13 protein-coding genes are annotated in these 13,477 nt (G+C 66.2%); 7 read left to right on the top strand and 6 right to left on the bottom strand.

All coding sequences use genetic code 11. From position 1 onward, the window contains the following. From ROZ37_RS15685 to ROZ37_RS15660, 6 genes are all read right to left on the bottom strand, one after another. On the bottom strand, positions 1-771 hold the full coding sequence (locus tag ROZ37_RS15685) for a TIGR03747 family integrating conjugative element membrane protein (RefSeq protein ID WP_312660695.1): 771 nt from the start codon (positions 769-771) through the stop codon (positions 1-3). Next, positions 768-2,897 carry a type IV conjugative transfer system coupling protein TraD gene (gene traD, locus ROZ37_RS15680; RefSeq protein WP_312660694.1) on the bottom strand — a complete coding sequence of 710 codons (2,130 nt, stop codon included), beginning with the start codon at positions 2,895-2,897 and terminating at the stop codon, positions 768-770. Before traD ends, ROZ37_RS15685 begins: the two co-directional genes overlap by 4 nt. Positions 2,898-3,167: 270 nt before the next feature. After that, complete coding sequence (locus ROZ37_RS15675) at positions 3,168-3,743, bottom strand: transglycosylase SLT domain-containing protein (protein WP_312660691.1); 576 nt, start codon at positions 3,741-3,743, stop codon at positions 3,168-3,170. Then, positions 3,740-4,225, bottom strand: a complete 486-nt coding sequence (locus ROZ37_RS15670; RefSeq protein ID WP_312660690.1) for an integrating conjugative element protein — start codon at positions 4,223-4,225, stop codon at positions 3,740-3,742. Before ROZ37_RS15670 ends, ROZ37_RS15675 begins: the two co-directional genes overlap by 4 nt. A gap of 10 nt (positions 4,226-4,235) precedes the next feature. Beyond that, the gene (locus tag ROZ37_RS15665) at positions 4,236-4,895 is read right to left on the bottom strand and encodes a hypothetical protein (RefSeq protein WP_312660689.1); all 660 of its coding nucleotides are present in this window, start codon (positions 4,893-4,895) and stop codon (positions 4,236-4,238) included. Continuing rightward, complete coding sequence (locus tag ROZ37_RS15660) at positions 4,892-5,377, bottom strand: hypothetical protein (RefSeq protein ID WP_312660688.1); 486 nt, start codon at positions 5,375-5,377, stop codon at positions 4,892-4,894. The genes ROZ37_RS15665 and ROZ37_RS15660 overlap by 4 nt, the downstream gene beginning before the upstream one ends. A 576-nt stretch (positions 5,378-5,953) precedes the next feature. On the opposite strand from ROZ37_RS15660, the gene ROZ37_RS15655 reads away from it, so the two are divergent. From ROZ37_RS15655 to ROZ37_RS15625, 7 genes are all read left to right on the top strand, one after another. Further along, the gene (locus tag ROZ37_RS15655) at positions 5,954-6,454 is read left to right on the top strand and encodes a hypothetical protein (protein WP_312660687.1); all 501 of its coding nucleotides are present in this window, start codon (positions 5,954-5,956) and stop codon (positions 6,452-6,454) included. A gap of 5 nt (positions 6,455-6,459) precedes the next feature. Then, on the top strand, positions 6,460-8,607 hold the full coding sequence (mobH, locus tag ROZ37_RS15650; RefSeq protein WP_312660685.1) for a MobH family relaxase: 2,148 nt from the start codon (positions 6,460-6,462) through the stop codon (positions 8,605-8,607). 246 nt (positions 8,608-8,853) lie between these two features. Further along, a complete protein-coding gene (locus ROZ37_RS15645) occupies positions 8,854-9,759 on the top strand; it encodes a ParA family protein (protein ID WP_312660684.1) in 906 nt (301 codons plus the stop codon). After that, entirely contained in the window at positions 9,752-11,194 is a 1,443-nt protein-coding gene (locus ROZ37_RS15640) for a hypothetical protein (protein WP_312660682.1), read from the top strand. The genes ROZ37_RS15645 and ROZ37_RS15640 overlap by 8 nt, the downstream gene beginning before the upstream one ends. 10 nt (positions 11,195-11,204) lie before the next feature. Next, positions 11,205-11,798 carry an STY4526/YPO1902 family pathogenicity island replication protein gene (locus tag ROZ37_RS15635; protein WP_312660681.1) on the top strand — a complete coding sequence of 198 codons (594 nt, stop codon included), beginning with the start codon at positions 11,205-11,207 and terminating at the stop codon, positions 11,796-11,798. A 106-nt stretch (positions 11,799-11,904) separates the two neighbouring features. Beyond that, positions 11,905-12,303: a hypothetical protein gene (locus tag ROZ37_RS15630; protein WP_312660677.1), complete on the top strand. Its 399-nt coding sequence runs from the start codon at positions 11,905-11,907 to the stop codon at positions 12,301-12,303. Between the two features lie 9 nt (positions 12,304-12,312). Then, a complete protein-coding gene (locus ROZ37_RS15625) occupies positions 12,313-13,458 on the top strand; it encodes a PFL_4669 family integrating conjugative element protein (protein WP_312660674.1) in 1,146 nt (381 codons plus the stop codon). Positions 13,459-13,477: the final 19 nt, after the last annotated feature.

Here is a 13,477-nt window from a genome sequence, read left to right as displayed (position 1 = left end):
CTACAGGTACTTCTTGAACGTGCTGGCGGTGGTCGAGACGGCGGCGGCCACCAGGGTTGCGAAGATCAGGACGAGATATGCCGGATTGAATCCGTCAAAAGGCCACGCGAGATAGGCGGTGAAGCCGGAAGTGAGGAACCACCAGGCGAAGCGCTTCGAGTGGTGGTAGACGTAGGAGGACTCCCGACCACCGGTCCACTTGCGCAGGTCGCGGCGGACCAGGCCATCGATCAGGCCGATGAGGATGGCCATCGCGAAAGCTGGCAGCGCAAAGAAGGCGATCGCTAGGCGAATGGCGGTGTCCTGGGCGACGTAGATGGCGGTCTCGACGACGCGCCCGGCTTCCTTGACGATGCGGCGAACGGCGCGCGCATGGGGATTCGCCACCACGTCGGGCTCGATGCCTGCCGTACGGGCGATGAAGGCGGGGGCGCCCACCCAATGGAATGTACGGGCGACGAGATCGGCGAAGTCGCGCGCAAGGGCGACCGTGTCGTCGACCATCAGCGATCGGGGATAGCCTTGGAGGTAACCGAAGTCCTCCTCCACGGCGGCCAGGGCGCGCTCGACGCCGCGGCCCTTCCAGAACGTGTGATCCCCAAGGACGGTGAGCGCCGTCCCGAAGATCCATGAGCTGAGGGTGGAGAAGGCGAGGCCGACTACAACGCTCACCAGGGCGGCAATGGGCCCGCGGGACCGGCCCGCCGCTGCGGTCGATGCGTGGGGTGCCGGGTGGTGGGCGGGGGGCGAGGTCGAAGCGGTCGTACTCATGATGCCTCCGCGGTGTCATCGCCCGACGTATCGAAACTCAGTGGTGCGACGAGCCCGACCGGCATGTTCTTCAGCCAATCGGTCTGCGCGGCCCAGTCCTCGGCCGTTCGATACTTGGCCCGCATCCGGATCGCCACGTCGCGGAGCGACGCGGGAAGGAAGCGATCGTTCGTGGCATCGGGCAACGGAAAGCGCAGTTTGAAGAGGCGGTTGCCCTCCAGCAGCGCGAAGGCCTGGCCTTGCGGCAGGGCCATGATGTCGGCGGGGGAGATCATCGGCATCCGTTGGGTGGTGAGGCGGTCCTCGTTGCGCGAGGTAAAGTCCGTCTCGGTCGCCCCGTCCGTGTCGCTCACGCCGGTCACCACCATCAGGTGCTGGACGTCGACCTCGGGCAACTGGTTGCAGAAGAACTCCGCGGTGCCCGGGTCCTTCACCCGCAGCATGATGAGGTTGTTGAAGTTGCCCAGCACTTGGCGGGCCTTGGCGGCATCGCCAAGCTTCGCCTCGATGTCGGGAATGGTCTGGGTGTACGCGGTGATGCTGAAACCCGAGCCGCCGAGCTTATTCACCATCGGCACGAACTCGGGGCCCGCAATCTCGTTGACCTCGTCGAAGTGGCAGGCCACGTCGGGCAGGATGATCTTGCCCTCGGGGTGGTGAGGATCGAGGCCGGTCTTGTAGAGCTTGCCGCCGACGCTCACGAGATCGGCGAGCATCGAGTTGCCGACGGCCGCCGCGACTGTGGCATCGGAGAGCGCGTCGAGGCCCACATAGACGATGCCGTCCTGGCGGATGACCTGCATCCAGTCAAAGATCGGCCGCGTATCGACCGGATCGAAGTAGTCGGGCGAGATGAGCTTGCCGACGGGGCCGGTAGTGAGCTTTTCCAGGAAGGGACCGAGCGAGGCCACGATCTTCTCGAAGAAACTCCGTTCGTAGCGCACTGCGGTGGCGAGCCCCTGCAGCACCGCATCGGGCAGCTGCAGATCTTTCAGCACGTGCACGAGGGCGATCAGGCGGTCGCTGCGATCCTGCAGGGCGCGCGGGACGGTGATCTGGCGCTTCTCGATGCGGGTCTGCACTTCCTCGACCAGGGTCTCCCAGTTTTCGGGCCCCTCCGTGCGCAACACGTGGGTCGCGTAGCGGAGGAAGAGGGGCTCGATGTCGGTGATGTCGCGAAGCAGCAGGCCGTAGGTGGGTACCTGCCCGAGGGCGACCTGGGCCTGGGCGACGAGATTCGTGAAGCGCCACGCGAATTCCTTGAACGCCGCGGAGTTGCCGCTGGAAGGCAGCGGATTCGTCGTGCGGTTCGCGACCTCGGTGATGCGGGCGAAGTTGCCGATGCCGTTGTAACGGGCGGAGATATCGGGGTAGCCCAGGTGGAAGAGGTAGAGCTGGTCTAGGCGCCCGGTGCGCGCAGCCTCGGCATGGACGCGCAGCATGAGGTCCGCGTCGCCCTTCGGGTCGATGACGATGACGATCTTCCCGTCGCGGATGTCTTGGGTGACGAAGAGCTCCATTGCACGGGTCTTGCCGACGCGGGTCGTGCCGAGGACGGCCAGGTGACCGGGACGGTGCTTCTGCCCGAGCGCGACGTGGACCTCGTCGGGCTCGACGCCATGCAGGACCGGCGTCCCGCCGAGATCGGGAGGTTCGGAGAGCGGGTTCCACCAACGCGGGAGGAGGAGCGCTGCGGCAAGCGGCTTGAGCGGGGTCGGGCCCATCGCGCGGAGTAGCGCGCGCATTGCGCGAAGGCTTGCGCCCTCGACCAGATACGGGTGGGCCTGTGGCCGCGTGGCGTCGATGCGGCGCTGGGTGTGTTGTTGGCTCCACGCGAAGCCTTCGCCCAGATACAGCTTTCCCGGAACGCGCGGCAGCTTGTGCGGCGCGATGGTCGTCACCTTGTAGCGGGTGAGCCCGTACTGATAACGGCATACGCGCCATGCCTGGCGGGCGCGCAGGCCGGCGAAGCCGAAGGCGAGGGCCGCGGTGCCACGGCCGAGGTCAGGCGGCATCATCAGCGCCCACGGGGCGACGAGTGCGACGAGCCCGCAACTCGCCGCGGTCAGAGCGCTCCAGATCTCGATCGTGGGACGCAGCCACGCCTCGATGGTGCCCTGGCTCATGTGCGATTCTGCAAGAAGAGCGCACAACCATGATCCATAGCCCGAGAGGAGGCCATTGAAGCGGACCATGGCTGTGCTGAAACCGCCGTTGCGGCGGTGGAGGAGCCGCAAGAATTGCGGCGGGAGGGAGACAGGGCGAAGCGAATGGGATAGGGCGCCCGAGTCGTCCCAACGCGATCACCTCCGGCAAGCGCAGTGGAAAACGCAGCGGCGGGTCGCGCGCAGTCGGCTCCGACGGGGGAGGCAGCGAGAAGCGTCCGATGCAGCAGCTCAGGCATGATCGGGAATCCTCTCCAATCGGGCGAAGACGGAATGCGCGTAACGGTTGGCTCGCGCGAGGTCGGCGGGGTTGTGATAGGCGCCGGTGGCGTCGAACCAATTGGATGCGGAGCGGCGGCGGTCGAGGAGGATCGCGCCGGCCACCCGCAGGTTGTGCCAAGGGTCGAGCGCGAGCTCGGGGGTACGCAATTTGTCGGCGTGGTAGTGCCAGTTCACCTGCATAGGGCCGCAATCCACATTGCGTACCCCCTGCGCGAGCACGCGCTTGAGCTCGGTGACGGCTTCCGGATTACGTTGGTAGCGACGGGGGCTACGGCGGACGTTGAGCGTCCATGGCCAGGGCAGCGCCAGCGCACCCCACTGCATGACGGATTCCTGGATCGCGATCGCAAAAAGGAGCTTGGGTGGAAGCGTGAGCGACCGGGCCACGCTGAGGTAGGCGGGCGGGACGGGCGGATAGACCGACCGGCTGCGCTCGCTGCCGAAGGCGAGCGCCGGCACTGCCGCGAGCACCCCGCCCTGGCAGAGGCGGGCGAGGAAGGCGCGACGTGCGCCGGACAAGCTCATGGCGCCGCCCCTCCCGGCGCGAAATACCAGTTGGGGAGGGCGGGAGTGTTCGGGGCGCGTCCAAAGTCGATCGCCTTGTCTTGCGGGAAGAGACGCCGCATCGCGGCATCACCGGCTCGCTGCCATGCGAGAACACGCTGAGCATCGTCGTGCAACAGCTTGGTGAAGAGCTCCGCATAGCGGTCCCGCTCCGCGTCGGAGCGGGCGTGGATGCCAAGCACCTCGACCGGGCTGATGTTGGAGACGCTGAAGGCGCCGCGTGGGCCGCGCATCAGGTGTCGCGCGCGTTGCAGCTCCTCGACGGTGATGGCCCAGTAGCCAGCCTCGACGCGATCGACGGCGGCAACTTCGGTGGCCTCGGCCGCCGAGGGGGCCGTGGCGGTGGTGCCCGGTTGAACGCCGCGTAGCCGCGTGTGGCCGGTTTCGACTGCAGCGGCCGGGTGCAGCGCGGTGACGAGGAGGAAGAGGACAGTCTTGCGCATGCGCAGCCCCTTAGTGCTGCACGCCGATGGCAGTCAGGGTGCCATCGGGCGACCGGAGGTGGACTCGACGGGCCTGCGGGTCGATGCGCTCGATGCGTGCAACACCTACGACATCGCCCTCGCGATAGAACGCCATCCCGCCTTGCAGGCCGCGAATCGCGACCGAGGGCTCACTGCCCCAGGTGTCGATCGACAGGACCGTGGGCATTCGCGGTTTGGCCGGTTTGGTGGCTACGGGCCGGCGTGCTGGTGCCGGCGCGGGCCGGGGCGGATTGGCGAGCCCTTCCAGTTGCGCACGGAGGTCGTTGTTGTGCTCGTCCGACGCGACAAGGTGGGCCTCGATGGCTGAGTACCGGGCTTCGAGAGCCTCGAAGGACCGGGAGAGTTCGATGATGCGCTCGTCAAGCCGGTCAATATGCGGCGACTCAGGAGGTGCCGGCGGGGGCTCGGGCGCCGCTATCGGCGGGAGCGGCTGCCGCACCGGCTCGGTACGCTCCGGTTCCGGAACCGGTTCCGACGATCGTGAGCCGAGGAGAAACAAGACCGTGCCGGTGACGAGCAGGGCAGTGATCAGGTACAGCACGAGCGTGCGGTAACCCGGCGAGCGCAGCGAAAATCTTGGAGCGGGGCGGGAGGATGCGCCGACGGGCGGGGTTTGCGGCGCGTTCATTGGATCGCCTCCAGCTGCGTGGCGGGGGTGACGGGACGGATGACGGCCTCTTCAACCATCGCCAGCGTGCCGGGGCGCGCGGAGCCGGGATCCCGCAAGGCGATCGCCAGAGTGCGATCGACGAGCGACGCCTTCACGTCGTAGGCGTCTCCGAGGAGAACCTGAAGAATGGCGCGCGCCGGGTAGGGCCCCAGGACGCGATGCGATTCGGGCAAGGGCAAGGCCAGGAGCGTTGCGGCAGCGGGGTCGGAGGACGCCACGCGGTAGCCGGTCCGCAGGAGGAGATAGTTGACCGCATCGCCTACGGTTCGCACCTGCTCACGCGGGAAGTGGACGGTCGCGAAGACGGTGAGCGGATCGACGACGGCTGCAGCGGGGACTGGCTCGGCGTCCGTGTAACGGGCAAGGCGGACGTGGTCGGGCGGGGTCGCCGACGCACCGGTGACAACCAGCAGTAGCGCAAGCGCAAGAAGGCGAGGCATGGCGGTCTGCTCCGTGATGGAAGGCGTCCCCATCGGGAGCCGGTGAGGACGCCGGGCTGCTGGGGTCAGCGGCCAGTCACGGGGCGCAGTGTGGCGAGCGCGTCGCCGCCTTGCAGCCCGAAATTCGAAAAAGATTTTTTGAGTTTCGCCTTGCATCGAGATGAAGAAAATGCCGGGCGAAAGGATTAAAGGGCGGGCGGCCCGCGGCGGTCCGCCTTCTAGCGGGCTACGGGCCCAACCCGAAAGGGCGCCCAGCTCAAATTCCGCTGGGCGAAGGATTTACTGGTACGGGGCGCCTTGCGGCAAAGGCCGACGGGGGACGGGGCCTCCAGGCCGCCTGGAGCGACCTGTCGGCAAATGCGCAAAAGGGCCGGCGTAACCGCTGCGGCATGTCAAGCGGAAAGTCGAAAAACCTGGCGCGATTTTGGGGCGGACGTAAAGGGCGAAATGCGGCACGCTCTCGTCGCGATGCGGCAATCGTGGGTGCCATCGAGTCCTCACCAAGTCCTCTGTCCTATGCCGAAAGTAATGGTGGCCATGCGCGGCCGGGCGGCCGTTTAAGGCGCCGGCCACGACGTGAAGAAGAACAACTCGCACCTTTCCGGAGGTGTTTTTGTGATGAACGATCTACCCCCGCCGATTTCCCCGCTCCAGCAGGAGGTCCGCACCCAGGCCATTGTGACCATCGGTCATTTCCTCGAGGGCCTCGGCGAGCCGGGATGGCGCAGCGTGCTGTTGGGCTGGCTCGGACGATACGACGGCCTGGAGGTGTACCTCTACCCGGAGGATGATCCGGTGCTGACGGTCCGGGATCTGCTGGCGCGCTACGTGGAGGCGCTGCGGCCGGCCGATCCGGTCCGGCTGGCCACGGATCTGGCTGCGCTGCCGTTCTGTCGGTACCGCGCGCAACGTGGCGATGAGAAGTGGAGGCCGCTGGCGGAGACCTTCTCCTCGTTCTGCAGAGGTACAACCGTCGAAGTATGGGAGTCCGAGTGGCCAGCGCCGCCGCCGCAAGTGCTGCAAAACTGGCTGCTGGCGCAGTTCTGTGCAGCCCAGATTCGCAATCGCCGGGGCTGATCCACATGATCGAGCTGGCTGGCGCATGTTTCCTGGCTGCGGCAGCACTGAGCGGCTGGCTAGGCTGGTTTATCCGCCGCGAACGGGGGTTGTGGCAACGTCGGGCCGATATCGACGCCAAGCAGGCGAGCGCGGGGACGCCGGCCACCGGTGCCGCCCCTGGATTGGCGGCAAACCGAACGGGCTGGCTCAGGGTGCTCGACGCGCCGGTGCTGGTCCAGGTGTGCAAGCTTTCGAACGCATTGCAACAAATCCATCGCGAATCGAAGCTGAGCCAAACCGCGTGGGATCGCGACATTGCGCCGGCGATCCTCCGCTACCTGCAGTTCGTCCAGCTTCTGCCGGCGAGCGAGGCGCATCACCACGCCCACGTTGGCGGGCTGGCCGCCCACACAATTGAAGTTATCCGTGCGGCGGTCACCTTGCGCAGTGGATACCTGCTGCCCAAAGGTGGCGCCGCCGAGGTGATCGACGCGCAGCGCGATCATTGGACTTACTCCGTGATCCTCGCCGCGCTGCTCCACGACGTCGGCAAAACGATCACCGACCTGCGGATCAGCATCGCCGAACGGCCAGACGGCCCGGGACGACCCTGGCTGCCGGTATGCGGCGACATGCCGAGCGCCGCCGCGGTCGAATATGAGGTGCGATTCGCGCCGAAGTCCGAACGCAACTACGGTGCGCACCGTCGCCTGCCGCTGGTGCTGGCGCCAAGGATCGTCCCTGCAACAGCCCTGGCCTTTGTGGCGCGCGAACCGTCAGTCATGCGCGAGCTCGAGGCTGCCTGGTCGGGGGATGATGCGACCGGGGTGCTGGCCGAGATCGTGCGCCAAGCGGATCGCCAATCGGCCGCGAGCAACCTGCAGCAGGGGCCACGCAACCAGTTTACGACTGCGACAGCCGTCCCGCTGGTCGACCAGCTGATGGACGCCATGCGCCGGCTGCTGCGCCAAGGTGCATTGCCGCTTAACCGCGATGGTGCGGCAGGCTGGATCGGCGCTGGCGCAGCCTGGTTCGTGGCGAAGCGGCTCGCGGACACCGTACGGGAAGAGATCGCGCGCGCCCATCCGGACGACGGCGCGAGCATCCCGGGTCCGGCCAAGAACGACCGGTTGTTCGACAGCTGGCAGGACTACGGCCTGCTCGAGTGCAACCCCGATACCGGTCAGGCGATCTGGTACGTGGAGGTCCGCGGCGAGGGGTATACGCACGAGTTCGCGATGCTGAAGTTCCCCTTGGCGAAGCTTTTTGACTCGGCGGACGACTACCCGTCCGAGTTCGACGGCGATTTCGTCGTCATACCACGGGGCAAGACACGGAGCACGCGACCCGACGAGCCGCCGGGCGACCGCTTGAGCGGCGCACCAAAGACGGGAGATGCGCACCCCGAGCGGCAACGCGCCTCGGGTTTCCTGCCTCCGCCATCTCCCGTTCCGCCCCCGAAGCCCACCCGTGCAGCCGTCAAGCGATCCCCTGGTCATGAACAGCCGACGAGCGAGGGGATCAAAAGCGAAACCAAGGAATGTGAGGTGCCGGGCACTGCCACAGCGCCCAGTCGAAACGACGAATTCCTCTCGAATGACGAATCGGCGACGGCCGCCGCTGCCGCACCCAGAAAACACGGCCGCCTGCCACCGGCGACCCGGCCCGTCACCCCGTTCGTGTCCGTGCCGAAGACGGATGCCGACGGCGGCAAGTCGGGTCACGAGGAGCCCGGCGATGCAGCCTGCCGCTTCATGGCCTGGGTGCAACAGGGCATCGCAGACGGTTCCATCCCCTACAACGAAGCGGGCGCGCCCGTCCATTTCGTACCCGAAGGGATGGCGCTGGTCTCCCCGCGGACTTTCCGCGAGTTCGCAGTGCTCTACGGCGATGACGGAAATGGGTTGGACCCCGGCACAAGCCCATCCGACAAACAGGGTATCGGCATCCAGCGCCAGGTCATCAAGGCGCACTGGCACCTGGTCGGCCCCGGAAACTCGAACGTTCATCACTTCGGCGTAATCGGCCGCGGCGGCAAGCGCGTAGGAAAACTTGCCGCGGTCGTGATCCAGCACCCCGAGCGCTGGTTCAATCCTGTTCCGCCGTCGAATCCGAGCGTGGTCCCGTTCCTCGATCCTAAGTCGTCCGAACCGTCTGGAGCGTCCTCGTGATCCACCCGCCCGCGGTCGCGAGACCGACTCAACCGGGGATCAAGTCCCCATGCAACTTGCGTGTTTCAGTATGTTTCCGCGTTGACAAGCTGCGAATGATGTTCGATTCTGGATACGACAAGCTCCATTCCATCCGGGACGCCCTCGTCGCTTCATGCGCCTGTGTCGCAGCTTCACCACGCCGACACTCAAGCTCTTCCCTCGCTTTCGTCCCCTGCTCGCCGTTGATTCACCGGAGGTGATCGCATGATCGTCTACGCCACCGTATCGACCAAAGGTGGTGTCGGGAAGTCCACCCTGACCGCCAATCTCGGCGCGCTGCTCGCCGACATCGGCATGCGTGTCCTGCTCATCGATGCCGATGTGCAGCCGAGCCTGAGTCGCTATTACCCCATTGCCAAGCGGGCGCGGCATGGACTGACGCAAATGATCAAGCAAGGTGCGCTCACCGACGACTGCATTTCGACCATTGATTTCGCGCTCGCGCCCGTGCCATTGCGGCGCCAGCCGCAGCTCAACCCGAACGGTTACTTGGACATCGTCATCTCCGATGCGCCACAGGGGACGCTCCAAGACTGGCTCGCGCCACGCATGGACAGCGCGCTGCGCATCAAACTCGCCTTGCGCAGTCCGCTGCTGCAGGAGCATTACGATGTCGTGCTCATCGATACCCAGGGCGCGGTAGGCCACCTTCAGGATGCCGCAGTGCTGGCAGCCGATGTGCTCCTTTCGCCGATCTCGCCCGATATCCTCTCGGCGCGCGAGTTCCTGTCGGGCACCCAGGAACTGCTGAACCGCGTTGAAACGGCGGCTGCATTCGGCATCTCCGTGCCGCAAATGCTGGCGATCATCTACCGCCACGAACACACCCGCGATGCACGCGAGATCGGCTTGGCGATTCGCGAGAGCTATCAGCAGCTCAAGTGCAAGGTTCTGCTCCTGAAAACGGTCATACCGCACGCCGTTGCGTACCGCAATGCCGCCACCGCCCAGGTCCCGGTGCACTGGATCGACCCGGTCAAGGCGAGTCCTGCAATGCATGCGCTCCTGTGGGAGCTCATTCCGAGCCTCGACGGCACCCGCGCCGGTGTGCCGCCCGAAGCTCTCAGCGAGGTCGTCGACGGCCATGACGTCCAGAACGCGATTGCCTGACTCCATTTCCGTCAAGGAACTGGCCCAGCACATGGAAAAGCGCGGAAAGCTGCAGGCGCCTGCCTCGAATGCCACAACCGGCGAGCGTCGCGCGCTGCTCGTTCAACACAGCCTGGCCCTGAAGGAAGCGGCCAACGCCGCGGCCGACCTCCAGCCCGGCGAGGATGTCGACGGCTGGATGCTCCTGCGATGCATGGATATCGATTGCTACGACCGTAACCCGCGTGTGCGAACCAACAAGCGGTATGCCGATATCCGCGCCTCCATCGAAGCCCGGGGTGGCCTGAAGGATGCGCTGAGCGTGACGCGCAGGCCGGGCGCCAGCCGCTACATGTGCTATTTCGGCGGCAATACGCGCCTGCAGATCGTCCAGGAGCTATGGCTCGAAACGCACGATGCCCGCTACGAGTGGATTCGCGTCGTCGTGCATCGGTGGCTGAGCGAGGCCGATGTCATCGCGGCCCACTTGGCCGAGAACGAGAATCGCGCCGAAACCCTGTTCTGGGAGAAGGCCCGCGGCACCGCACTGCTCAAGAGCGAGCTCGAATCCGAGCTTAAGCGAGCGCTGAGCCTGCGCGAATTGTCCGAGCACGCCCAACGCTGCGGCCTGAAGCTCCACAGCGTGACCGCCTCCAACTACCTCTTCGCCATCGATTACCTGGCCCCGATCGGCTTGCACCTCACGCACGAGAGCACCGCCGCCATTCGCTCCCGCTTCGGCTGCCTCGACAAGCTCGCAAACGCACTCAATCTGGATCCCCTGGTGCGCCAGACTGCATTCGAGGAGCTCGTGGCCGACCTTGCCACGGAGATCAACGCGGGCCGGGAGATGGACGATCCGCCGCGACTGTGCAAGGACGAGGTGGAGACGATCCTCTCCCGCATGACCTCGCTGTTCGCGACGCTCGCACAATGCACGCCGGCCGCTGCGGAGCGCGCCGCGCTGCAGCTCGCCGGTGCCGATAGGCAATTGCCGGATTCGGAGATCCGCCGTCTCCTGTGCGAGTTGCCGCCATACGACACGGTGTCGGATGCGACAGACGCGGCGGAGCGCGGGGCGGCAGCAGCCCCGCTGCCGACGCGAAAGGGCTGGCACACGCGGACAGGGATACGCCTTTCGAAGCGGATCGCGGACTTCGCCCGTGTGTTCCGGCTGTCCGACTGCATCCGCGTGGACCCCGCTCAGCCGCAAGGATTCTGTGTCGAGCCCTTGCCCACGGCGCACGGCGACCCGGAAGAGACGGGGCAGCTTGGGCGCGTGGCCGCTCACCGGCTCCTGGCGCAGCTGTCGATCCGCGCCGGCGGGTGCGAGACGGAGGCCGACCCCATCGTGGCCTTGCTGCGTGATCCATCCTCCTGGGCGGCAACACGATCGCTCCTCGACGCGTACCACCGCGCATGTGCGGAGAAGCCGCCCAGCGTCGAGGAGGAGTAGGAGGAGCGAGATGATTCCGATAAGAAGCGAGCAACTGCGGTACGCCCTGCTGTCGCATCTCATTCACCTGCTCGACACCGGCGAGCTGCAGACGCTGCTCGAGGCCGGGCTCAGCCCCGACATCCTCGACACCCTGCGTGCCGCGTCCGCCCGCGACCTCGCATCCATCGCCGGCATGCCACAGCTCGATGTCCGCATTCATTTTGATCCCGCAACGCTCGAGGCTGCGTATCGACGGCACTGCGCGATCGCAGAGATGCGGCAGCTGATGGAATATCACGTCATGCACGGCGCCCAGCCCCCGCTGCTGGTTCACCTCTTCAAAATGACGCTGGCCGAGATTCAGCAGCAACGCGCGCTGCTGTGCCCCGATCCGCCGCCGCGCGGACGACCGGCGCTTCCCGATCCGAGTGTACGCGAGGCAGTCCACAACGCCTGGTCCAGCATTCGATGCATGTGTCCGCCGCAGCGTCAGTTCGTGGAGCTGCATCGCGCTTTCCCCGACCATTCCATCGCCACTCTGTGGCACGTGGTGCACGAGTTCGATGCGGACGCCGAGGGCATCGAGCATCTGGATTCTTCCAACCCAGCGTCAACACCGTAAGCGCTGGATTCATCCGACCCAGCACGCATGCCATTGCCGCTGGATTCGTTCGACCCAGTGCAATGCGCTTCTTGCGGGGACTCCCTCAATCAGCCGCGCTTCACCGATGTCCGGAAACCTCTCTTCCGCGCCGCAGATCACCCTCGAGGTGCTCGTTCGCCTGAACGGCGACTACGCTGCCACGGCGGTCCTCTTCGCCCTGCTGTGGCGGGGGGCAGAGCGCGCTCCCGTACGCATCTCCAGCCGCACACTGGCCGGTTACACGCTGCTGGGACATCAGGTCGTCCAGCGCGCCTTGCTGCGCCTCGAAGAGCGCGGCCTGATCGGCAGTCGCAAGCTCAGCCGCGCCACCGGCGCGTACACCGTCGATGTGGTGGCACTGCGTCAGCTCTTGCGCCGCCCGCTTCCCGAATGCGACTTCCTGCCCGGCTTCACACCCATCCCGGCGCTGGCCCAACTGCAACACGTTGAGCCGCCCGCGGGCGACCTCTCCCACGCCACCTAGAGGAAGACCATGCCCTCCGATCCGATCGCCTCACCGCTTCCTCGATCCTCCCCGGCTCCCGCCGACGATCAGCCCGGACTCCTTGATCCCGTCTTCCCGGGTGGCACCCCAATCCTCTTCGAGACTGACGATCGCTCCCCGTTTCCCGATCGCTATAGCATCGCCAGGGAGCGCGAGAAGCTGGCCGATCTCATCGACGCCGACGACCCCGATCCCCACGATCCGCGCTGGGCGCGCTACGAGCTTTACCTTCAGCGCTGCGACACACTTCAGCAAATGGAGGCGGAATACCGCGTCACGGCCGGCGCCGACGCCACGGTCGAACCCGCGGTCGCGACCCAGCTGCGCGATCTCGGCTCGCTGGTCGACGATGGCGTCGACACCATGACTCTCCATACGAAAGAGGGCTTCCGGATGTTCATGGGCCGGCGACGCGACCCGGCCGGGCACTACAACGCCATTCCTGGCGGCAAGCGGGTGGCCTCGAGCCTGAAAGCATTGTGGGCGCTCACGCGCAACAACAACCCGTACGCGGACTGGGCGCTTCTTCGCGCCGATCACCGGATCCCGGAGCTCAGGCGCGCGCTTGAGCGCCAGTCACAGCTGTTCAGCGCCGAACTCAAGAAGCGCGCCGACAAGGGACTCGGTTTCGGCATCCTCAAGTCGCGCGAGCCGAAGGTCCTGGAACTCGGCTTTCGCAGCCCCTACGGGTACGTCATCGCCGAACTGATCGTGGAGTTCGACTACTACGTCCGGGTGGTCAAAACGCTCGGCCGCAAGGCCTTGTTCTCCGACAAGGAGGCGCATGACGCGATCCGGCAATTCACCCGGCCGATGCGCGCGGCATTCGAGGAATTCATCCGGTTCGAGAGCTGGCTCACCAAGCCGGACCTGCTGGCACTCAGCCGCGCCGACTTCCTGCCTGGGGCGGACGCCACTGCGCAGAAACGTGTCGCAGCCGTCACCGGCATCTTCGGTGCTGTGCCAGCCGGCATCTATGCAGGTCACCCGATCTCGCGCCACTCTCAGCGTCGGATCGCGATTTCGGAGACCGAGAAGGCCATGCTCGAGCGCGTGGCTGCCGACATCGCGGCCATCGATTCGGAACGCGGTGCAGCAGGCGATGAGGCAACCGATGATGGGCTGGTCGACTGAGGTGCGTTGGTGAACAACC

It is taken from the genome of Aromatoleum sp. (assembly GCF_032027225.1).
GTDB lineage: Bacteria > Pseudomonadota > Gammaproteobacteria > Burkholderiales > Rhodocyclaceae > Aromatoleum.
Note: the sequence above shows the minus strand (reverse complement) of the source record. Positions and strands in the feature narration are given on the sequence as shown.